The following is a 20,671-nucleotide window of genomic DNA, read 5'->3' on the forward strand; positions in this document are numbered from 1 at the left end:
GCCCCGCGGCCCTGCGGCTACCCGGCGAGGAACTCGATCGCGGCCGCCCGGAACTCTGCGCTGTCGAGCGCACCGCGGTGGTCGCCGGGCACGCGGCGCAGCGTGCCGCCTCTGAGTAGTGCGGCCAGTTCCGCGATCCCCTCGGTCATGGGGTCGGCCTCGCCCGCGACCAGGAGCGTGGGGTGTGGCGGCGCGCTCGTGGCCGGGGTGAAGGGTTCGCTCGCGAGCCCCGGAATGAGTCGGGCGAGGGAGGCGGTGTCTTGGCCCGGGGCGGAGATCATGGCCGCCATCATGCCGACGAGTGGATTCTCGGCGGGCGTGCCGCCCAAGGCCTCGGCGAGCGCCGCCGGGTCTACGGCGCTGAACGGTTCGAATGGGCTCACGCCGCCGAGCACGAGTCGGCGCACGCGGTCGCTGTGCTGGGGGAGATCCCAGGCGAGTCGCCCGCCGAGCGAGTACCCGATGACGTCGATCGGCCCGCTCGGGCTCACTGCGGTGACGGTGTCGGCGATAGCTCGGAGGACGCCCGACGTCGTGGCCTGCTCCGCCGCGGAAATGGCGGCGCTGCGGCCGTGGCCGGGCAGGTCGACCGCGATCACTGACCGGCCCGCCTCGTGGAGCGCCTCGACCCAGCCGGTGCCAAGGAAGTCGGCGTCGGCGCTCGAGGTGAAGCCGTGGAGCAGGAGTATCGGGGGAGTGTCGGGCCGTGGCGTGGGTGCAGGGAGGTGGTGGTGTGCGAGCGTCATGGGGGTCCTTTCGGCGCTGAATGGGGCGGAGTGCCGGGGCGCGGGAACCCGGGTCGGGGGCTCCGGCCCGGTAAATCTATTTTCTATGTTAGTAGAAAATAAGAAGCGGGGCGGCTGGACTTTATTTGTCTACGCTTGTAGAGTTTCCGCAGGCCACTACCGGACACCGCCGTCCCGTGAGCTGCGGGCGGCCCAACACAGAAGGACGCGTTCATGACTGCAACTCCGGATCGCATTGTTGACATCGCCATTGGGTTCATGGGGGCGAAGCAACTCGCCGCCGCGAGCCGTATCGGGCTCTTCGCCGCGCTCGCCGATGGCGGCAAGACCAGTGCCGAACTGGCGACGGCTACCGGTCGCTCCGAGCGTCAGGTTCGCACCCTCGCGGACGCTATGAACAGCCTCGGTCTGTTGGATCGCGAGGCGGGCAGCTACACCCTCGCGGCGGATTCTGCCGCGTATCTTGCGGGCACTGGCGACGTGGATCTCACCCCGTTCCTGGCGTTCCTCGGGGGCATCAGTTACCGACAGTGGCTCGGCTACGACGCGACGGTCGACAGCGACGAGGCCGGCACGCTCGAGCTCGACGAGGCCGGTTGGGCCGATTTCATGGCGGGCGTCATGACGTATAACGCGCTGCACGCCGAGCAGTTTGGTGCGGCGTTCGACTTCTCGAGCTACCGTTCAGCGCTCGACTTCGGTGGTCTCGCCGCCGGGTTCTCGCTTGCGGCCATGGCCCAGAACCCCGAGCTGCGCACGCGCTTCGTCTACGCCCCCGGCTTCACCGACTCAATTGCCGAGGCCGGGGCCGCTGCCGGTGTGAGCGACCGCATCACGGTCGAAGAAGGCGACACCGAATCGACGACGCCGGGCGGCGAGCACGACCTGGTGCTGCTCACCCACGTGTTGCACCGCTTCACCGCGGAGCAGAATCAGGCGATCCTGGAGGCCGCCCGCGCCTCGGCCGCGCCCGGTGCGACGCTCATGCTGCTCGACTTCTTCCTCGACCAGGATCCGACGCAGCGCCGGATCGATGCGCTGCACGCCGGCGAATACTTCAATATCGATGGCACGGTGGTCTTCCCGATCACTGAGGTCGAGGCCTGGCTCGCGGCTACGGGGTGGGAGACCGAGCGCGTTGTGGCGCTGCCCGGCAGCCCGCGCGTGCTCGTCGCCCGCGCCGTCTGAGTCGCGCCGTGACTGCCGTGAGCGCGGGCCCGTCGCGGGTGATCGGGATGATCCAGGGAATCGACGGGCCGCTCGCGCCCGCGGCAGTCGGCGCGGTGCTCGCCGCAGAGACGCTGGTGCGCCCCGCGGCCACGCCCACGGGAAACATTGGCCAGGCGGCCAGCGTGAGCGCGTTCGAGCGCGCCCCCGTGACCATGGGGATCCTGGGGCGGTTGCTCCTCGGGGCCACAAACCGGGACGATCGGAGCCTCTCCGAAGCCGACGCCGAGGCGGCGCTCCGCGCCATCCCCGCCGGCGACGCGCTACCGCTGGTGGTGGTGCTTGCGGATCCGGTCACGGGTGTTGCGGCGGATCCCGCGGTGCTCCGTCGCCTCGCCCGGACCACGGGGGTCGCGCTCGTGTGGGGTGTCTCTGCTGGGGGCAGTCCGGGGGACCCGGCGGTGCCGGATCCAGCATCGCCGGATCAGGCATTGCCGGATCCGGCACCGGGGCACACGGCTGCCATGCTGCCAGAGGTGCCCGACGCTGCCGGCATCGTCGGCGCGATTGCGCCCGGCGACGTCGATGGGGTGGCCGCGGCCGCGCGTGCGGCCGCTCAGGCCGGACTTCCGCTGGCGCTGGGCCCCGCGTCCAGCCTTGAGGAGCTCGCCGCGGCGCTGGCCTCGGCCCGCGCCGCGGGGCTTTCCGGCGCGCGGATCCTCGTCACCGGACCCACGCCGCTGATCGCGGCTCCGGGAGTCGGCGTCGACCCCGCCCGCCTGGACGCGCTGATCGACCTCCTCGTCGCGAGCGGGGCGTGGCTCTGCGTCGACGATCTTGGCCGCATTCCCACGGTGCGGACCGTCGTGTCGGATCACGATGTCGCGGGCGCGATCCTGCGCTGCGTGGCGCGGGGCCTCGGCGATCGGATCGTCCTGAGCGTGGGGATCCGGAACAAACACCGGCTCACGGCGTTCGGCGGAAACGGCCTGGAATTTCTCGCCGAGCAGTATCTGCCCTATCTGGGGATGCTCGGGATCACGGAGCCGGTGCGGCGGGGCCTCGCCGGAGCGAACGCCGCGCGGTTGTTGTCACGCATCGAAGGGGGAGCGGCATGACGCAACGGTGGATCGCGGAGCTGGGAATCGCGCGCCCACGGGGCCCGGTCTCCCTCGATGCCCTGGAAATCCCCGAACGCACGGGGCTGGTCCAGACCGTGCTGGGGCCCGTGGATCCCGCCGAGCTCGGGCCGACGCTCATGCACGAGCACATCTTTCTCGATATTCGGCGCCCGGCACACACCCCGAACCCGCGAACGGGCGAGTGGGATGCGGCGGGCGACGCGCCCCTCGAACTCGCGACCTTGGCCGCCGCTCGACGAGGGCGGGTGAGCGCGGAGAACGATATCCTCGGCGACGAAGCGCTGATGCTGGCGGAGGTGTCCGACTTCGTACAGCAGGGCGGCGGCACCATGGTCGAGGTGACCCCCTCCGGCGTGGGGCGCGATCCACGCGCCCTCGCGCGGCTGAGCCGGGCGTCCGGGCTGCACCTCGTGATGGGGGCGGGCTGGTACCAGAAGGACCTGCACCCGGCGGGTTTCGCCGACCGTTCGGTGGAGGAGCTGACCGCGGAGATCGTCGCCGACCTGGTGCTCGGTGCCGAGGGGACCGGAGTGCGTGCCGGGATCATCGGTGAGGTCGGTGCCGAGGGGGCTCCCGTGCACCCGGAGGAACTGCGGAGCGTTCGTGCGGCCGGCCGCGCCGCCGCCCTCACCGGGGCGCCGTTGACGCTCCACATGGGTGGGATGGGCGAGGAGAAACTGCGTGTGCTCGACGTGCTGGAGGCCGAAGGTGCGGATCCTGCGGCGGTGGTGTTCGGTCACGCGGGCACCATCGCCGACGATATGGGGCTCGCGCGGCGGCTCCTCGCACGCGGCGTGAGTGTCGAGGCGGACTTTCTCGGCACCACCGGCAGTCCGTGGGGGACCCTGTTCCCGTTCACCGACCGCAGCGTGGCGCGGGGCTTCGCGGAGCTCGTTGCGGACGGGTGGGAAGCGCAGCTTGTGCTCGGCGGCGACGTGTGCCAACGCGTGCAACTGCGTCGTTACGGCGGGCATGGCTACGGGTATATTGTCGACCACTTCCTGCCGACGCTCGCCGAATTCGGGGTGCCGGAGGAGGCCCTGTCGCGGATCATGATCGACAACCCGCGGCGGATCCTCGCGTTTCGCGCCCCCGGGCCTCGCCGCTAGTCCGCGCGCCCGAGCCGCGCGACGAAGTCGCTGACCTGGGCGTCGAGGATGCGTTCGTTCAGGTGGTTGGGGCTGACGACCTGCACGACCGTGGCGCCGATATTCATCATCACGATCTCCTCGACGAGTTGCTCGTCCGGGGTGCTCGTGACGATGTCGCCGTCCGCGCGGCCCTCGGCGAGATGCGTCATATAGCTGGCCTTCCAGCTGACGAGGTGCTCGTCGTAGCCGCCGGAGAGCTCGGTGCTGAATGCGCAGCGTTCCCAGCAGGAGAGCAGCACGCGCGCCGCGGTGGCGTCCTCCGCGCCGATCGGGAGGGTGTTCCGCATCCAGAGTTCGACGGCTTCAATGCCGCGAGTGCCGGAGACCTTCTTCACCAGGTTGTCGCGGATCCGGTTCAGCGAGCGCTCGTAGGCCCCCTGAATGATCTGGTCTTTGCCCGAGAAGTAGTGCTTCAGTGCGCCGTTTGCGAAGCCGGCGCGCGTGGCGATCTCGCGCATCGTCGCGGCTTCGATCCCACCCTCGACGATCAGCTGCCAGGTGACATCGACGATGTCTTTTCGCCGCTGATCGTGGTCGATAATCTTTGGCATTGCCGGGCCCTCTCGCCGTGATGAGCTTTTATCCTCCATTGTAGACGAAAAACCTCCCGGGGGCCTGGAGACCGCAAAATTGTCTGACACAGCACCACTCTTGACTGTGGCGGAGCTGTTCCCCGGGTCCGCTCGACTCGGATACGGCGGTGCTGGGAACCTCGAATCGTTCGGCACGCGCGACGACGCCGTGTCAGAGAGGAGCAGAGCATGTCCGAGCAGCATCGTCCCGAGGGGCGACCTGAACGAGTACTCGTCGTGGGGGCGGGATCGGCGGGATCCGTGCTCGCCCGCCGCCTCACCGATGCCGGGGTGGCGGTGACGCTCGTGGAGGCGGGCGGCGAGGATACGAACCCCGCGATCCACGACCTCAGCCGCATGCCCGAGCTCTGGCACAGCCCCGACGATTGGGACTACTTCACGACCCCGCAGCCGGGGGCGCTGGGACGCCAGCTTCACCTGCCGCGTGGCAAGGTGCTTGGTGGATCCCACGCACTGAACGCGACGATCTGGGTGCGCTGCGCCCCGCAGGACTTCGACGACTGGGCGGCGCTCGGCAACGACGGCTGGAGCTGGGCGGACGTGCTGCCCGTCTACCGGGACATCGAGCGCTACTCCGGCGGGGCCAGCGAACTGCGAGGCGGGGATGGGCTGCTCGACGTCACTGACGACTACGAGCTGACGCCGATCCAGCGGTCCATTCTCGAGGCGGGCGTGCAGGAGGGGCTGGAACGGAACCCGGACTACAACGGGGAACAGCTCGACGGCATCTCCCAGCAGCAGATCACGCTGCGCGATCACGAGCGATTCAACACCTACATGGCGTACGCGAAGCCGGTGCGCGATCAGCTGACGATCGAAACCGGGTGCCGGGTCGATGAGCTGATCTTTGCGGAGGATCAGGCAGCGAGCGCGCAGCCCCGGGTGATCGGCGTGCGCGTGACGCAGGGGGATGCGGTGCGCGAGCTCTTCGCCGACGAGGTGATCCTCGCGAGTGGTGCGATCGATTCGCCGCGCGTGCTGCTGCGCTCGGGGATCGGGCCCGCGGCCGAGCTCGCCGAGGTGGGGATCGCGGCGCGCGTGGACCTTCCCGGCGTGGGGAAGAACCTGCACGACCACCTCCTGTCGCCGGTGATCTACGCCACCGAGACGCCCGTCGGGCCGCCGCAGAAGAACGTGTCCGTGACGCAGACGCACCACTTCTGGAAGAGCCGGCCGGAGCTGGATCGGCCGGACACGCAGCCGATCCACTTCTCCGTGCCCATGTACGGCGACAACCTCGAACCGCGCGGTGCCGACGGCTTCTCGCTGCTCGGCGGTATCTTGACGCCGAAGTCTCGGGGCTCGATCACGCTGAGCGGTCCCGGCGCGGACGACCCGATCCGGATCGATCTCGCCGCGCTCGAGCACGAGGACGACATCGCCGCGCTCGTCGCCTCGGTGCGCCAGTGCCGGTCGATGGGCGCGCAGGCCGCGCTCGCCGCGGACCCGGCCGACGGCGGGTGGGGTGCCACCGAGATCTACCCGGGGCCCGGGGTCGGCGACGGCGCCGACCTGGAGGAATACGTGCGGGCGACGGTGGCGACCTACCACCACCAAGTCGGCACCTGCAAGATGGGTGTGGACGCGCTCGCCGTCGTCTCGCCGCGGCTCGCGGTGCACGGCGTCACCGGGCTGCGGGTGATCGACGCCTCGATCATGCCCCAGATCACGACGGGCAACACGAACGCCCCGGCGGTGCTCATCGGCGAGATGGGCGCGAAGTTCGTGCTCGCGGGCGAGCGCTAGCCGCGGGCCGGAGCCGCGGGCCGGAGCCGCGGGCCGAAGCCGCGCCCGCGCGGGATCCGTGAGAACACCATCCCGCGCGGGACCCGCGGGACCACGATCCCGCGCGGCGTGGTGCTATCCCGCCTGCCCGGGGCCGCCGTCCTCGACTGGGTCGAGCGAGACGGTGCGGAATCCCGCGTTCCCCATCGCCGAGTCCGGCGTATTTCGGGATCGGGCCGAGTTCCGGTAGCGATTGCAGTAGGAGGGGTGGCACAGGTAGCTGCCCCCGCGCAGCACCCGCTCGGGCGCGGTCTCGGGTCCTCGTGGATCGTGCGCCGTGTGCGTCGCGTACGCCGCCGCGTCGAAGCCGTCGGCGCACCATTCCCACACGTTCCCCACGGTCTGCCATAGCCCGAAGCGATTCGGCGCGTAGCTGCGAACGGGGGCGGTACCGATCCAGCCGTCGCGTGCGGTGTTGTGGGCGGGGAAGGTGCCCTGCCAGACGTTCGCCCGCCAGGTGCCGTCGCTGCCGTCAATCGGTTCGTCGCCCCACGGGAAGCAGGCACCGTCGAGCCCGCCCCGGGAGGCCCGTTCCCACTCGGCCTCGCTCGGCAAGCGGCGTCCCGCCCACGCGCAGTAGGCGATGGCGTCGTGCCAGCTGACGTGGACGACGGGGTGCTCGGCGAGCCCGTGGAGCGTGCTCGCCCGCCCGCCGGGGTGCCGCCAGCTCGCCCCGCGCACCCCGATCCACCACGGCGTGCCCGAGACCGGGCCGGCGATATCTGCGGTCGGGGTGTCGACCAGCAGGTGGAAGACCGCCGAAGCGCCGAGCTGTTCGGCGCTCGTGACGTACCCCGTATCGGCGACGAAGCGGGCAAATTGCGCGTTGGTGACCGCCGTCGCGTCGATCGAGAACGCGTCGAGCGAGACCTCGTGCACCGGCCGCTCGCCGTCGGCTTCGAGGCCGTCTCCGGTGCTGTCGCCCATTGCGAAGCTGCCCGCCGGAATCGCGCACTGGGTGGTGTCGTGGCGGAATTCGCCCGCGACGGTGCGACCCGGGGCTGACGGGACCGTCGCTGACCGCGCTGGTGTGCGATCCTGATGAACCGAGTCTGCGCGCGGCCCGCAGCACGATGCGCCCTCCCCGGGGCGCGCGTGGAGCTCAGAACTCACCGGACGGTTCCCGGCTGCGCCCTGAGGCTCATGAGCAGCGCGTCCAGTGCGGCGATCATTCGCTCATCCGTCGCAAACTCGGGCATCAGTAGCCGGATGGTCTGCCACCCCATGTTGGCGGCTGCGATCTCGTCGGAGGCGGTCACGAGGTTGGTCTCGGGCGAGACCTCGCCGTCTTCCGCAGCCTCGGCGAGAAACTGCGTAATGCGCGCCCGCCACTGCACCGCGTGTTCGCGCTGCGTGACCCAGAACGCGGGATCCTGCGCCGCATGATTCCAAAAGGCGAGCGCGACCCGTGCGTGCTGCGTACCAGCGTCCCCGAGGGGGAGCACCACGAGGCACATGGCGCGGAGAGCGGCGAGCCCCCGTTGCTCCGCCGTCGCCGCGGCGATCGCGGCATCGGCCTCACTGCGAGTGCGGAGGAATGCGGCCAGGAGCAGGCTTTCTTTGTCGGGGAAGTATCGCGCGAACGCGCTGTGCGCGTACCCGGCTTCGGCGGCGATGTTTCGCATGGTGAGTCGTTCGAAGCCGTCTCGGGCGATGACCTTCCAGGCGGCACTCGCGATCTCATCCCTGCGGGCATCGTGGTCGACAATTCTGGGCATCGAGCGCTCTCGGGTTGGGGGACGGGGTGCCCCTCAGTGTACGTGATTCTCCGATTGTAGAAAGTTATCTTTCTGTGACATTCGGAGGCCTGGCTCCTGATTATTCTTTAGAGACCAAGTGTTCTCGAAAAAGGGAAGAGGCGTCAGTGCGCGATCAGGATGAGGCCCGCGGATACGAAAACTTCCGCGGGATCGTGGACGAGGTCGCCTCGAACTCCACGCCGTGGTACCCAGCTCGCGTTCGCGCCCCGGAAGGATCTCCCAACGTCGTCGTGGTGCTCATCGACGATCTCGGATTTAGCGACCTCGGTCCCTTCGGGAGCGAGATTCCCACCCCGCATATCGACGGCGTGGCTCGCCGCGGCCTGACATTCACGAACTACCACACGGCCCCGGTGTGTTCCCCGGCCCGCGCCGCGCTCATGACCGGGCTGAACCCGCACCGAGCCGGGTTCGGGACCGTGGCGCATGTGGACCCGGGGTACCCCGGGTTCAGCTGCGAACTCCCCGCAACCGCCGCAACGCTTGCGGAATCGCTGCGTGCAGGAGGGTACGCGACCCTCATGGTGGGCAAGTGGCACTTGACGGGTGAATCGCAGATGCACGATGCGGGGGATCGGTCCTCATGGCCGATCCAGCGCGGTTTTGACCGGTACTACGGCTGCATGGACGGATTCACCTCGATGCATCATCCGCACCGTTTGGTGCGCGACAACTCGGTGGTGGAACGGGACGAGTTTGAGCCGGACTACTACCTGACCGACGATCTCACCCGTGAGGCTGTCGCGATGATCGACGAGCTCCGCGCGAACGATACAGCGAAGCCGTTTTTCCTGTACTTCGCGCATGCCGCCGTGCACGGGCCGCTGCAGGCGAAGGCCGCCGATATCGCCGCTCACCGGGGACGCTATGAGGCTGGGTGGGATGCGATTCGACGCGAGCGCTTCGCGCGTCAGCAAGACCTGGGGATCGTGCCGGGGAGCACGGTCCTCTCCGGCGGGGATCTCCCCGGCGACGCAGACATTCCGTCCTGGGAAGAACTCAGTCCCGAAGACCGGGAGCTCTGTGCTCGGCACATGGAAGTGTATGCGGCCACGGTCACGGCCGTGGACGAGAGCGTCGGGACGCTCGTCGCCCGTCTCCGAGAGTTGGGCGAGCTCGAGAACACCATCATCGTGATTGCGAGTGACAACGGCGGCACGGCGGAGGGTGGCCCGAACGGGACCCGGAGTTACTTCTCCCAATTCGTTGCCGGGCTCCCGCTCCCGGAAGATTGGGTCCGGGACGTCCCGCGCGAGCTTGAGCTGATCGGGGGTCCGAGGGTGCACAGCCACTACCCGAGTGGCTGGGCGAGAGCATCCAACACCCCGTTCCGGTCGTTCAAGGGATCCCTCTACGAGGGTGGGGTGCATGCACCACTGATCGTGTCGTGGCCGGGACGGGCCGACCAGAACGGGGAAACCGGTGTCCGGTCGCAGCGCGTCTTCGTGTCGGACCTCACGCCCACCATCCTGGAGCTGACCGGCGTGCCACCGCTCCAGACGCGACACGGGCACCCCGCACTGTCGTTCGACGGGTCAAGCTTTGCCGCGGCACTCGACGATCCGGCGGCACCTGGCCGCGCGCTGCAGTACTTCGAGTGCTTTGGATCGCGCTCGCTCGTGTCGCAAGGGATGAAGGCGATTGCCCCGGCGCCTCCGGCGGCCACCGAGGGCGCAGCCGGGGGGACCTGGGAACTCTACGATCTTGACGGCGATGCCGGGGAAACTCGCGACCTTGCCGAAGAACAGCCAGAGCTCGTGCAGGAGCTTGCGGAGACCTGGCGGCGCGAAGCCTGGCGGAATACCGTATTCCCCCTCAACGACGACGGCTCGCTCTTTGCGACACGACCTGAAACAGAGCTCGCACTGAGCGAGCCGGTTGTGGTGCCCCCCTTCCGTCCGCCGCTCGAACGCTTCCGCGCCTCCCGGCTGACCGTGCTGCGTTCCTTCGAGATCCAGATCTCCGTGGACACTCGAACCGACACGGCAGGCGTGATCGTCGCGCATGGGGATCAGGGCGGCGGGTATCTGGTTGCGGTTGAGATGGGCCGCCTGTCCCTCACCTACAACGCCTACGGAGAGATGCACCGTGCGCACAGTGGCGTGCTCGAACCCGGATCGCATCAGATCGTCGTTGAGTTCACCGAACTCCCGGAGTTGCGCTGGCGGGTGCGGCTGCGCGTGCTCGGCGGAGGTACTGCAGAGATCCCAGCGGTGCCCATGCTGCTCGGAATGGCCCCGTTTACCGGAATCAGCGTCGGCTACGACTACGGCGGGCCCGTGGACTGGGAGCTGTACGAACGACACGGCTCCTTCCGGTTCGAGGGCGGGACGCTGCATCGCGTGCGCTACGTCCCCGGGGAGCGCTCCCGGTACGACCACACCGTGATCCGGCGCATCGATCAGGCCGTGCTCGCAATCGCGGATTGACCTCGCGGTGCCCGCCCGGGCACCGCGCCTGGACCCAACGAAGGGAAACCCATGAAACATCAGGTGGCCGCGGTCGCGGCCCTCGCAGCGACGGCGCTGCTGCTCACCTCCTGCAGCGGCTCCTCGCACACGGGCTCGGATGAGGCACCCACGGAGCTCCGGATCGGCAACTTCGTCGATCTAACCTCGTGGGACACGGCGATCGCAGACATTGGATTCAATGCGCCCTACCTGTCCGCGGTGTACGATCCGCTCGTCGCGATTGATGGTTCCGGAGAGCCGCAGCCCGCGCTCGCAACGGACTGGGAGTACTCGGACGATCGACTCACACTGACGATGCACCTCCGCGACGATGCCGTCTTCTCGGACGGCACCGCTTTTGACGCGGACGCGGCCGTCGCCAACCTCGAGTATTTGCAGGACGGGGCCGTGTCGCGTGAAGCGTACCTCAACGTCTCAGGGGTCATCGCGGTCGACCCCGACACCATCGAGATCGCGCTTTCGGCCCGCGACGACCGCCTGCTCTACTTCATGGGTATTGGCCGCAGCTATATGGTCGCCCCGAGCGCGCTCGCCGCAGGCACGCTCGCCGATGCACCCGTCGGTTCGGGGCCGTACGTGCTCGCTGCGGACACGGTCGCCGGCTCTGAATACCATTTCGACCGCGTGGCGGGACACTGGGCAGATGCTGAGTTCCCGTTTGAGCGCGTCTCGGTGATGCCGATGCAGGATCCGAGCGCACGCAACAACGCGTTCGAGGCTGGTCAGATCGATGTGAGCTATGGCGATGCCACGACGGCCAAGCTCGCCGACGACAACGGGTGGAACGTCGTGTCACAAACCGCTTCCTGGGTGGGGCTTCGGATCAACGATCATACGGGGGAGCAGCTCGCCCCGCTCGGCGATGTTCGTGTGCGCCAGGCGTTGAGTTATGCATTCGACGGACACGCGTTGCTCGACAGCGTGGGTGAGGGGCAGGGGACGGCCACGAACCAGTTGTTCGCGGCGGGCTTCACCGGTAACGACCCAGACCTCAACGATCGCTACGCGCCGGACCTCGCGAAGGCCAAGCAGCTCCTCGCCGAGGCAGGCTATGCCGACGGATTTGAGGTGACGATGCCGATGGCCCCGCCCTTCCAAGTGTGGCAGCCTGCGGTCGAGCAGGTGTTCGCAGACCTGGGCATTCGCGTCACCTGGGACGAGTTCCAGTATGCGGACTACCAGTCCAACGCGCCGAGCTATCCGATGTTTATCGCCGTCCTGGCCGTCGACTCCAATCCGATCGCGACGATCGCGCGGCAACTCACGGTGCCGCAGTGGTACATGCCGGAACCGGACATCGCCGAGTTCCCTGAACTGCAGTCGCAGGTTGAGGAGGTGCTCGCGGCCCCGCAGGGCGCCGAACAAGATGCCGCGATCGCGAAGCTCAATGCGGAGCTGACCGAGCAGGCGTGGCACGTCGTGTGGTACCAGTCGAACAATATCTACGCGAGCGTGCCGGAGGTCACCGTTGAACCGGTGACCGGGATGATGTTCCCCGCCCTCCGGCAGATTCAGCCGTCCGCGTAGCGTGCGGTTGCGATGAACCACCGGTCGGTGCGGGGACTCGGCCCCGCGCCGAACGGTGAGTTTCGGTGGCCCCGTGAGGTCCCGGCGTACTCCGGGACCTCACGGGGCCACCGTGCTCCCCCAGGCCCACCTCTGCCACGGGGAAACGGAGGACCTGTGCTCCACCGGTCGCGTAGTTCGGGACGTCGGTCTCGACGGCTCGGCCCTGGGGCGAGGCGAGCGCCGCCAGCAGGGCCGCCTCGCTCGCAAACTCCGCCTCGAAGATCCCGAAGTAGGGGCCGTCGCCGGGCTCGGAGATGCCGAGCGCATAGCTGATGCGTTGCACTCCGGGCAGGGCCGCGCAGAGGGGCAGATGGACCGACTCGTAGTATGCGGTGAAGGCCGTGCGATCCTGCGGCTCCGGGTACAGCACCATGAGCTTGTGCATGACTATGCCTGCTCGGCGGCGTACACGCGGCGGCCCGAGAACCAGGTTTCCGCGACGACAGTCTGCACCAGCTCGGTGGCGGGGTGGGCGAAAGGATCGCGGTTCAGCACCACGAAGTCCGCGGACTTGCCGACGGTGAGCGACCCGGTCTCGGCGCCGAGGCCCATCGCTTCCGCCCCGTTGATGGTGAACGCGGCGATGGCCTCCTCGAGGCCGATCGCCTGCTCGGGCCACAGCGTGCCCGGGTAGGTGCCGCTCGGGTCCTCCCGAGTCACGAGCCCGTGAATCCCTTCCCACGCGTTGGGCGACGGCGACACCGGCCAGTCGGATCCGCCGGCGACGATGGCACCCGCGTCGAGCAGCGAGCGGTTCGGTTGCATCTGATCGGCGCGTTCCCGGGGGAGCACCTCGCGGATCGCCTCGACGATCGGGCCGGGGACCCAGATGAACGGCGAGATATCGGCGGCGACGCCGAGTGCAGCGAATCGCGGCACGTCATCGGCGTGCACGAACTGGCCGTGCGCCACCTGGTAGCGGGTGTCCGTGATCCCCTCGCCGCGGATCACCTCGACGGCGTTCAGCACGGCGTGCACCGATGCGTCGCCGGTGCAGTGGATCTTTGCGGAGAGCCCGGCCTGCGCGACCCGGCGCAGCCAGCCGACGAGCTCCTCGGGATCGAGCAGCGTGTCGCCGTGGTGATGCGCGCCGTGGACGTCGTCCGGCAGGTAGGGCTCCAAGAACGCGCCGGTCCGGGTCGGCGGGACCCCGTCGAGGAAGATCTTCACGAAATCGGGGCGGTGGTGCTCCGTGCGGTATGGCTCACCATCGAACACGAGCGCCTCGCCGACCCGATCGAACCCGAAGATCTCATCGTTGATGAGCATGGAACTCACGACCCACGCGTTGAGCTCGCCGTCGGTGTCGAGCGCCCGCAGCGCTTCGAGGATGTGGGTGGAAACGCCCGCGTCCTGGAAGCAGGTCACGCCGTGGGCGTTCAGGATCTCCACGCCGCGCCGAGACGCCGCGCGTTCCTGCGCGGGGGTGAGCCCGCCCGCAGCCGCCTGGGTCTGCGCGACCGGGATGCCCGCGGCTTCAAGGAGCACGCCCGTGGGGCGCTCGCCGTCGAGCAGCACGCCCTCGGTGCCCGCGGTCACGCCGGCGAGCGCGAGTGCGCGGCTGCTCGCCCAGCGGTTGTGGTGGGAATCGTCGGTGAGCATCACGGGCCGTCCGCCCGCAGCGTCGTCGAGCCGGTCCAGCGCCGCGGCGGTGTTCACGTCGCCGAGCCGGTCGCTCGCCCAGGGGCCGCCCACCACCCAGGCATCCGCGGGTAGTGCCGCGGCGTGGACGCGCACCGCTTCGATGATGCTGTCGAGGGTCGCGCCGACCGGAATCTGCAGCTCGAACAGGTCTTCCTTGCCGGCGAGAAAGTGGTGATTGTGGACGTCGACGAGCCCGGGCATCACGAACGCTCCGGCGAGGTCACGGCGCACGGTTGCGGGCCCGGCGAGGGCGGCGACCTCGGTGCTCGTGCCGATGGCGCTGATCCGGCCGTGGGTGACCGCGAAGGCCTCGGCGCGGGGCTGCGCGGGATCGACGGTGTACACGGATCCGCCGGTCACGACGAGATCGGGGGCGGGCTGGGTCATCGGTGACTCCAATCGTCGGTGGGGGGCGACGCGCGTGCGGATGGTGGCGGCGGCGCCGGAGGGCGGATGCGGTGCGCGAACCGGGCCGGCTGTGGCACGAGTTCGGCGCATCCTCCGCTCAGTATCCCAGTGCGCTTCGGGGGCGGGTTGATCCTGCGTGCTGCGCTCTTGTCGCAGCGGGCGGGAAGCCGACTGGTGATGCCGAACTCCGGCAGACTTGCGGAACCCGGTGCGACGCAGCGCGGGTGAGGCCCCCGGTTGCTCCGCCACCGAATCGGCTGCGGTGCCGGGTGCTCAGCGACTCACAGAGGAGACGGACGATGACAGAGCAGACCGACGCGACACCGCGCTCGAGCCTTCACGGGCGCACGATCGTGATCACGGGCGGCGGCACCGGGATCGGAGCCGCGATCGCGGAGCGCTACGCGTCGGAGGGCGCGAACGTCGTGGTCGTGGGGCGGCGGAGGGAACCGCTGCAGATCGTTGCCGAGCGGACGGGTGCCACGCCCGTCGTGGCGGACGCCGCCGACGGCGACTCCGCGGCCGCCGCGGTCACGGAGATTGTGGCGCAGTTCGGCCGGATCGACGTGCTGGTTCTCAACGCCGGCGGCCACGGCTTCGCCGCAGTGGGGGATACGAGCGACGCCGCGTGGGCCGCCGCGATCACGGCGAACCTTTCGACGGGCTTTGTGATGGCGCGCGAGGCCCTGCCCGCGCTGCTGGACGGTGCCGCGGCCACCGGCGGCAGTGAGATCGTGATCGTCTCCTCGCTCGCGGGACTCTTCGCCGGCCCCTCGGTGGCGGGGTACACGGTGGGCAAGCACGCGCTCATCGGGCTGACCCGCAGCCTCGCCCGCGACTACAGCCGGCGCGGGGTCCGGGTCAACGCGGTGTGCCCCGGGTGGGTGCGCACGCCGATGGCGGACGAAGAAATGGACGAGTTCGCGGCGCACGCCCCGGAGATCACGGATCGCGAAGCGGGGTATGCGGCGGTCACCCGCGACGTCCCGCTGGGTCGCGCCGCCGAGCCCGCGGAGATCGCGTCGATCGTCCGATTCCTGGGATCCGCCGAGTCCTCCTATATGACGGGTGCCGTGCTCGTGGCCGACGGCGGCGCGCATATCGTGGATCTCCCGACCCTGGCCTTCGAACACGCGGGCATGTAGTCGCGGCGAAAAGTCCCAGGGCTCCGCAGGAAAGTCCCTGTCCTCCGTGCGACACCGGATCTCGCGAGGAGTCGCGCGCCCGAGATTCGGGCGGAGGATCCGAATGGAGTCGATGATGACCACCACTCACGAGCACCTGTTCGTGCGGATTATGACGAGCACCGCGTCGGATCTCGTGTATGAGGGGCAGGCCGCCGGGACACCGCTGCCGCCCAACGTCACGGAGCCGCTCGGGCTCACGCGCCCCGCCGATGGCGCAGAGCGCCCGATCCACATGAGTGACAACTGCATCATGCCCACGGCCACTCCCGTGCACTGGGTGGACGGCCACGTACACGATTACGACGAGGTGCTCGTCTGGACGGGCAGCGATCCGGATTATCCGGGGGATCTCGGCGCGGTCGTTCGCTTCGAAATGGACGGCGTGCCCTGCACCTTCACCGCCTCGGGTTCGGTGTTCATCCCCGCCGGCATGCCGCACTGCCCGCTCGGCTTCGAGAGCGTCACCCGGCCGTTCACGTGTAGCGCGCGCTCGCTGACCTCCGAGTACACGAAGGAACGCGCGGGGGCCTGAGCCGCCGGGCTGGGCCGGGCCGGGCTGGGCTGGGCTGGGCTGGGCTGGGCTGGGCTGGGCCGGGCCGGTGGCGCTGGCGGTGCGGATCCGGCGCGGTACGCTCGGCCCCAGGTCGGGGGAGCGGCGAGAGGAGCCACCGCGTGAGCCCGGGAGTCAGTGAGCCGCGACGAGTCTGCGGGCCGCAGCCCGAGCCGCAGACTCACGGCCCGGCCGTCAAGCAATTGGGGCCGGAATCTCTGACCGTGTTCCGCCCGAAGCCGCACCGGCACGATGACAGCACCGTGCTCGTGCTCGCCGCGGGCGAGGGGCAGCACCGCGTCGACGGCATCGAACATCAGCTCCGACCACCACAGATGATCCTGCTGGGCGAACGGCAGACACACGTCGGCGGGTCCCGGCACCGCCGCAGGGGCTCGCGGTGCGGTTCACCCCGAGCGAGTGGGACGCCGTGGTGAGGCTTCCCAACTCGGTGCGCGCCGGGACCACGCTCGGACTCGAGCCGGTCCGGCCGACCGCGCGGAGTTGGTCGCGGCTTTCCGCGTTGCTGCGCCTGATCGGGGTCGCGGGCGTTGGAGACGCGGGCCGTGTCGAGTCGGCCGCGCGTCGTTCCGGAAGCCTCCTCCTGGGCGCGCTGCTCTGGGAAGCGTATGGGGATGGCGGCGCGCGGGTACTGACCGCGCCGCAGCGCGACGCGGATCCGCATCACGCCCTCGTCCGGCGGTTTCGGCTCGCGGTGCGGGCTGAACCCAACGCGACCCACGGGGTCGCGTGGCACGCACGCGCGCTCGGGGTGTCGCCGCGGACCCTCACCGAATTGGTGCGCGATGCGAGCGACGCAATTCCCGGGACACTCGTGCGCGCGGGGATCGCGGCGGAGGCGGCCCGACTCCTCCGCGCATCGGACGACCCGATCCATCGCGTGGCGACGCGGCTGGGGTGCTCCGACGCGGCCTACTTCTCGCGCTGTGTCCGGCGAGAGCTGGGTGTCGCGCCCGGGCAATTGCGCGCGGCCCGGTGAATCGGTCCCGGCGGCCGCGCGTGCACACGAAACGACCCCGAAATCTCCAAACGACCCCGAAAATACACCGGAGAGGGTGTTTTCGGGGTCGTTTGGAGAGGAAAGGGTCAGATGGTGGATCGGCGAGTGCGGAGCCTGGCCGCTATCCGCCGAGATAGGCGCGTCGTAGCAGCTCCGCGTCATTCTCGAGGTCCCGGGACGGGCCCTGGGGGTAGCTCACACGTCCACTCGCGACGACCATTGCCTCGCTCGCGATCCCGAGTGCGAGGTGCGTGAATTGCTCCACGAGGAGCACCCCCACGCCGGAGGCCGCGATCCGCTCGACGATCGGCAACAGCCGCATGAAGACCACCGGCGCGAGACCCAGTGACATCTCATCGATCAACAGGAATCGCGGGTGTGACGCGAACGCTCGAGCGAGGACCACCATCTGTTGCTCGCCCCCGGACAGCAGAGCGGACTGGGCATCGATCCGTTTCTCGAGCTCCGGGAAGGACGCGATCACCTCGTCGAGCGCTGCGGGGGTCCCCGCGGTGAGCATGATGTTCTCGCGCACGGTGAGCGAGGGGAAGATCGCGCGCCCCTGCTCGATGTGCGCGAGTCCGAGACGGGATCGTTGCACCCGGCTGCGCTTCGCGATCGAGTCCCCGTCGACACGGATATCGCCCTTGGAGTGGGCGATCACCCCCGACACCGACTCGAGCAGGCTCGTCTTGCCAGCCCCGTTCGGTCCGACGAGTGCCAGGATCCCCCCGGCGCGGAGCACCAGGTTGACGTCGGAGATGACCGGCCCCGCGCCGCGGGTCACCGTGACTCCATCGAGTTCGAGTGCGCTCATGAATTGATCTCCGCATCTCCCATGTAGGCCGCGATGACGGCCGGGTTCTCGAGGACCTCCTGCTGGGGGCCCTGGGCGAGGACTTTGCCGAAGTCGAGCACGGTGATCTCGGTGCACACGGAGCGCACCAGGTCGAGGTCGTGCTCGATGAGCACGATCGCGGTGTCGAAGCGCGACGGGATCCGGGTCAGCCGGTGTCCGAACTGGACGTGCTCCTCGTGTGAGAGTCCGGCAGCCGGCTCGTCGAGGATCAGTACCTTCGGGCCCGAGAGTACGGCCGCCGCGACCTCGATCAGGCGACGGGTGCCCACGTCGACGTTGGTAAGGTGCTCCTCCGGGGGTGGGCATCCGAGGAACGCCAGCGCATCGGCGAGTTCGTCGTGCTCCAGACGGCGGCGGGCCACGAAGCGCACATACGCCTCGACGGTGAGCTGCGGGGGCACGCGGTCCTGCTGGAAGGTGCGGCGCAGTCCGCGCCGGGCGCGCTGAGCGGGGGTGAGCGTGCTGATGTCCGCACCATCGAGAGAGACGCTGCCGGTATGTTGCGGGAGAAACCCGCTTACCGCGTCGACGAAGGTTGACTTTCCGGCACCGTTCGGTCCGATGAGCCCCATAATCGAGCGGGGCTGCACCGCAAAAGATACATCGCTCAACGCCGCGAGCGCCCCGAACTGGACCCCGAGACCGGAGACTTCAAACACCGGGAGCGCGTCGGCTGGGATCGGCTTGGCAGCCTCGGGTACAGCGAACACATCCAGCACATTTGTTGCAACGTCCGCACGCGTGCCCGTAGTTTTCGTGCCGCCTCGTGCGGTGCGCCGCCGAAGCGCAGCGCGAATGCCCTCGCCTAGGTTGGATCCGCTCGTGAGCGCCTGAAGGCCCAGTACGCCAAATACCACGAAGCCCCAGTCCTGAGGCACTCCCCATTTCCTGAGGAGCTCGGGAATAACGACCCAGAGGATGCCCCCCAGAACGGCCATATCGATGAGGTACGCACCGCTCATCACCGCGAGGATATAGAGCGCGAGTGATTGGAGCGGTGTGAAACTTGACGCAAATGGCAACTGCACCTGCCCAGCGAGGAGGCCCCCCGAAATGCCGCCGAGTGTGGCGCTCACTGCAAACGCTGACAGCTTTGCAGCGGACACGCTCTGGCCCACGGCAGCGGTCCCGCGTTCAGAGAACGCAACGGCTTTCCAACTGCTACCCATGCGACTGGCTTGGAGCCAGGAAACGAGGAGCGCACACACGATCATCACGACGGCGGCAAAGAAAAAGAACTCGCGATCGCTCGCGAAGGCAGTCGGACGAGTCACCGGAATGCCGTCAACGGATCCTGGGAACTGGATTTGCACGAGCATTACATCGAATGCCGCGGCAAATCCCAGGGTTACGACCGCAAGGTTGACACCGCGGAGGCGGAGTGCGGGAAGGCCAATGAGTACCCCTGCAAGGCCGCCTGCGAGACCGCCGAGTAGTAGCCACGCAATGAATCCGCCGGGTGCTTCGTGGGTGCTGAGCCAGGCGACCACCCACGCACCGATTGCGGCGAATGTAAGTTGCGAGAGCGCAATAATGCCGGCCGAACCGGTCACCACGCCAAGACCAAGTACCGCGATGATCGCCGTGAGCGCGCTGATGCCGAGGAACACGTAGTACCCAGACATTCCAAGGCTGAGCGCCCAGGCGAGACCGACCCCAACGAGGGCAGTCGCAATGGGGACCGCTGCGCGGAGACGGCGATTAGCGAGCAGCATCCCACACCTCCTTCCGCTGCGACCAGAGCAGCAAGACGACGATGAAAAGGAACGGGATGAAATTGCGCACGAACGATAGCGATGGGATCTGGGCGACCACGCCAGAGACTATGCCGAGCAGCAAGCCCCCAGCTACCGCGAGATCGAGGCGACGAAAGCCGCCGAGCAACGCGGCAGCAGAAGCCGGAATAATGAGCATCGAGAGGCTGGTGGCATCATTGGACTGCGATGGGGCAATCACCATCACCGTGATTGCCGAGATGGCTCCTGTCACTCCCCACACGCTGATTGATAGTGGCTTTGCGGCTATACCGATGAGCTCTGCGGTCGTGGGTCGTTCCGAGAGCGCTCGGAGCTGCGTGCCCACCGTGGTGTGACGAAGCACGACGGCACAACCCGTTGCAACGAACACCGCGAGTAGCACCATCACGACGGTAACCCAGCTGACCACGACGCCAGCGACGCGGAATGCGGGCCCTTGAAGAAGCGGGGCGAACGGTTGCGGTTTGTTGCCGAAGAGGATGAATGACAATGAGATGAGCATGAGGAAGGGGGCCACCGTCATCGCGGAGCGGAGCGTTACGGACGCCTCGGAGAGCCAGGTTGCAGCGATCCAACCGATCGTGCCGTTGAGCAACGCACCGACAACGACGCCAATGATTGTTGCTGCCCACACTGGTAAACCAAGTGAGTTGGCACCCCAAACGGCGGCGAACGCTGCGAACATGCCGGTGGCGGCCTGTGCGAAGTTGACGACTCGCACGAGACGGCTCATCAGGGTGAGCGTCACGGCGAGCACTGCGTAGAGACCCCCGGAGGCAAGGCCCGCAAGAGCACCTTGCGCCAGGGCACCACCGTTCACGTGGCGACTCCACGGCGTTGTGGGAGTATGGCGAATAACAC

General features: G+C 68.6%; 19 protein-coding genes. 10 read left to right on the forward strand and 9 right to left on the reverse strand.

Features of this window, described 5'->3' with window-relative positions; translation table 11 throughout:
- Positions 1-17: 17 nt before the first annotated feature.
- Positions 18-746 carry an alpha/beta fold hydrolase gene (locus D3230_RS12075; RefSeq protein ID WP_202345295.1) on the reverse strand — a complete coding sequence of 243 codons (729 nt, stop codon included), beginning with the start codon at positions 744-746 and terminating at the stop codon, positions 18-20.
- A gap of 213 nt (positions 747-959) precedes the next feature.
- On the opposite strand from D3230_RS12075, the gene D3230_RS12080 reads away from it, so the two are divergent.
- Genes D3230_RS12080 through D3230_RS12090 form a run of 3 tightly spaced genes read left to right on the forward strand, consistent with a single transcriptional unit; the run spans position 960 to position 4,164 of the window.
- Positions 960-1,934 carry a methyltransferase gene (locus D3230_RS12080; RefSeq protein ID WP_202345296.1) on the forward strand — a complete coding sequence of 325 codons (975 nt, stop codon included), beginning with the start codon at positions 960-962 and terminating at the stop codon, positions 1,932-1,934.
- An 8-nt stretch (positions 1,935-1,942) separates the two neighbouring features.
- Positions 1,943-3,031 carry a phosphotriesterase family protein gene (locus D3230_RS12085; RefSeq protein ID WP_202345297.1) on the forward strand — a complete coding sequence of 363 codons (1,089 nt, stop codon included), beginning with the start codon at positions 1,943-1,945 and terminating at the stop codon, positions 3,029-3,031.
- Entirely contained in the window at positions 3,028-4,164 is a 1,137-nt protein-coding gene (locus tag D3230_RS12090) for a phosphotriesterase family protein (RefSeq protein WP_202345298.1), read from the forward strand. The genes D3230_RS12085 and D3230_RS12090 overlap by 4 nt, the downstream gene beginning before the upstream one ends.
- Here D3230_RS12090 and D3230_RS12095 read toward each other — a convergent pair.
- On the reverse strand, positions 4,161-4,757 hold the full coding sequence (locus D3230_RS12095; RefSeq protein WP_202345299.1) for a TetR/AcrR family transcriptional regulator: 597 nt from the start codon (positions 4,755-4,757) through the stop codon (positions 4,161-4,163). The two genes, D3230_RS12090 and D3230_RS12095, sit on opposite strands and share 4 nt — an antisense overlap.
- A 210-nt stretch (positions 4,758-4,967) precedes the next feature.
- On the opposite strand from D3230_RS12095, the gene D3230_RS12100 reads away from it, so the two are divergent.
- On the forward strand, positions 4,968-6,545 hold the full coding sequence (locus D3230_RS12100) for a GMC family oxidoreductase (RefSeq protein WP_202345300.1): 1,578 nt from the start codon (positions 4,968-4,970) through the stop codon (positions 6,543-6,545).
- 114 nt (positions 6,546-6,659) lie between these two features.
- Here D3230_RS12100 and D3230_RS12105 read toward each other — a convergent pair whose 3' ends face one another.
- Together D3230_RS12105 and D3230_RS12110 are read right to left on the reverse strand one after the other, a co-directional pair.
- Positions 6,660-7,697: a formylglycine-generating enzyme family protein gene (locus D3230_RS12105; protein ID WP_420029036.1), complete on the reverse strand. Its 1,038-nt coding sequence runs from the start codon at positions 7,695-7,697 to the stop codon at positions 6,660-6,662.
- Positions 7,694-8,302 carry a TetR/AcrR family transcriptional regulator gene (locus D3230_RS12110; RefSeq protein ID WP_202345301.1) on the reverse strand — a complete coding sequence of 203 codons (609 nt, stop codon included), beginning with the start codon at positions 8,300-8,302 and terminating at the stop codon, positions 7,694-7,696. The genes D3230_RS12105 and D3230_RS12110 overlap by 4 nt, the downstream gene beginning before the upstream one ends.
- A 146-nt stretch (positions 8,303-8,448) precedes the next feature.
- On the opposite strand from D3230_RS12110, the gene D3230_RS12115 reads away from it, so the two are divergent.
- Positions 8,449-10,773, forward strand: coding sequence for a sulfatase-like hydrolase/transferase (locus tag D3230_RS12115; protein ID WP_202345302.1), 2,325 nt, complete (start codon positions 8,449-8,451; stop codon positions 10,771-10,773).
- A gap of 51 nt (positions 10,774-10,824) precedes the next feature.
- Positions 10,825-12,342: an ABC transporter substrate-binding protein gene (locus tag D3230_RS12120; protein ID WP_202345303.1), complete on the forward strand. Its 1,518-nt coding sequence runs from the start codon at positions 10,825-10,827 to the stop codon at positions 12,340-12,342.
- Here D3230_RS12120 and D3230_RS12125 read toward each other — a convergent pair.
- On the reverse strand, positions 12,278-12,769 hold the full coding sequence (locus D3230_RS12125; protein ID WP_202345304.1) for an EthD family reductase: 492 nt from the start codon (positions 12,767-12,769) through the stop codon (positions 12,278-12,280). The genes D3230_RS12120 and D3230_RS12125 overlap by 65 nt on opposite strands.
- A gap of 2 nt (positions 12,770-12,771) precedes the next feature.
- The gene (locus tag D3230_RS12130) at positions 12,772-14,415 is read right to left on the reverse strand and encodes an amidohydrolase (RefSeq protein WP_202345305.1); all 1,644 of its coding nucleotides are present in this window, start codon (positions 14,413-14,415) and stop codon (positions 12,772-12,774) included.
- A 320-nt stretch (positions 14,416-14,735) separates the two neighbouring features.
- Here D3230_RS12130 and D3230_RS12135 point away from each other — a divergent pair, with 320 nt between their 5' ends.
- The 4 genes from D3230_RS12135 (at position 14,736) to D3230_RS16235 (ending at position 17,173) form a co-directional block, all read left to right on the forward strand.
- On the forward strand, positions 14,736-15,581 hold the full coding sequence (locus D3230_RS12135; protein ID WP_202345306.1) for an SDR family NAD(P)-dependent oxidoreductase: 846 nt from the start codon (positions 14,736-14,738) through the stop codon (positions 15,579-15,581).
- A 115-nt stretch (positions 15,582-15,696) separates the two neighbouring features.
- Complete coding sequence (locus tag D3230_RS12140) at positions 15,697-16,155, forward strand: hypothetical protein (protein ID WP_202345307.1); 459 nt, start codon at positions 15,697-15,699, stop codon at positions 16,153-16,155.
- 242 nt (positions 16,156-16,397) lie between these two features.
- Positions 16,398-16,610 carry an AraC family ligand binding domain-containing protein gene (locus D3230_RS16510; protein WP_420029037.1) on the forward strand — a complete coding sequence of 71 codons (213 nt, stop codon included), beginning with the start codon at positions 16,398-16,400 and terminating at the stop codon, positions 16,608-16,610.
- Positions 16,574-17,173 carry a helix-turn-helix domain-containing protein gene (locus tag D3230_RS16235; protein WP_337249170.1) on the forward strand — a complete coding sequence of 200 codons (600 nt, stop codon included), beginning with the start codon at positions 16,574-16,576 and terminating at the stop codon, positions 17,171-17,173. Before D3230_RS16510 ends, D3230_RS16235 begins: the two co-directional genes overlap by 37 nt.
- A 142-nt stretch (positions 17,174-17,315) precedes the next feature.
- Here D3230_RS16235 and D3230_RS12155 read toward each other — a convergent pair whose 3' ends face one another.
- The 3 genes from D3230_RS12155 to D3230_RS12165 are packed head-to-tail and all read right to left on the reverse strand — an operon-like array spanning position 17,316 to position 20,630.
- Positions 17,316-18,011 (reverse strand): ABC transporter ATP-binding protein, encoded by a 696-nt coding sequence (locus D3230_RS12155; RefSeq protein WP_202345310.1) that lies wholly within the window; start codon positions 18,009-18,011, stop codon positions 17,316-17,318.
- Complete coding sequence (locus D3230_RS12160; protein WP_202345311.1) at positions 18,008-19,768, reverse strand: branched-chain amino acid ABC transporter ATP-binding protein/permease; 1,761 nt, start codon at positions 19,766-19,768, stop codon at positions 18,008-18,010. The genes D3230_RS12155 and D3230_RS12160 overlap by 4 nt, the downstream gene beginning before the upstream one ends.
- The gene (locus D3230_RS12165; protein ID WP_202345312.1) at positions 19,755-20,630 is read right to left on the reverse strand and encodes an ABC transporter permease subunit; all 876 of its coding nucleotides are present in this window, start codon (positions 20,628-20,630) and stop codon (positions 19,755-19,757) included. The genes D3230_RS12160 and D3230_RS12165 overlap by 14 nt, the downstream gene beginning before the upstream one ends.
- Positions 20,631-20,671 lie beyond the last annotated feature (41 nt).

Origin of the sequence: Leucobacter chromiireducens subsp. solipictus, from assembly GCF_016758195.1 — a bacterium.
Classification (GTDB): Bacteria; Actinomycetota; Actinomycetes; order Actinomycetales; family Microbacteriaceae; genus Leucobacter; species Leucobacter solipictus.

What these genes read in the sequence shown, in the direction of transcription:
- D3230_RS12075 (WP_202345295.1), bottom strand. Translation starts at nt 746, where the DNA reads ATGACGCTCGCACACCACCACCTCCCTGCACCCACGCCACGGCCCGAC.
- D3230_RS12080 (WP_202345296.1), top strand. Translation starts at nt 960, where the DNA reads ATGACTGCAACTCCGGATCGCATTGTTGACATCGCCATTGGGTTCATG.
- D3230_RS12090 (WP_202345298.1), top strand. Translation starts at nt 3,028, where the DNA reads ATGACGCAACGGTGGATCGCGGAGCTGGGAATCGCGCGCCCACGGGGC.
- D3230_RS12095 (WP_202345299.1), bottom strand. Translation starts at nt 4,757, where the DNA reads ATGCCAAAGATTATCGACCACGATCAGCGGCGAAAAGACATCGTCGAT.
- D3230_RS12100 (WP_202345300.1), top strand. Translation starts at nt 4,968, where the DNA reads ATGTCCGAGCAGCATCGTCCCGAGGGGCGACCTGAACGAGTACTCGTC.
- D3230_RS12110 (WP_202345301.1), bottom strand. Translation starts at nt 8,302, where the DNA reads ATGCCCAGAATTGTCGACCACGATGCCCGCAGGGATGAGATCGCGAGT.
- D3230_RS12120 (WP_202345303.1), top strand. Translation starts at nt 10,825, where the DNA reads ATGAAACATCAGGTGGCCGCGGTCGCGGCCCTCGCAGCGACGGCGCTG.
- D3230_RS12125 (WP_202345304.1), bottom strand. Translation starts at nt 12,769, where the DNA reads ATGCACAAGCTCATGGTGCTGTACCCGGAGCCGCAGGATCGCACGGCC.
- D3230_RS12130 (WP_202345305.1), bottom strand. Translation starts at nt 14,415, where the DNA reads ATGACCCAGCCCGCCCCCGATCTCGTCGTGACCGGCGGATCCGTGTAC.
- D3230_RS12135 (WP_202345306.1), top strand. Translation starts at nt 14,736, where the DNA reads ATGACAGAGCAGACCGACGCGACACCGCGCTCGAGCCTTCACGGGCGC.
- D3230_RS12140 (WP_202345307.1), top strand. Translation starts at nt 15,697, where the DNA reads ATGACCACCACTCACGAGCACCTGTTCGTGCGGATTATGACGAGCACC.
- D3230_RS12155 (WP_202345310.1), bottom strand. Translation starts at nt 18,011, where the DNA reads ATGAGCGCACTCGAACTCGATGGAGTCACGGTGACCCGCGGCGCGGGG.
- D3230_RS12160 (WP_202345311.1), bottom strand. Translation starts at nt 19,768, where the DNA reads ATGCTGCTCGCTAATCGCCGTCTCCGCGCAGCGGTCCCCATTGCGACT.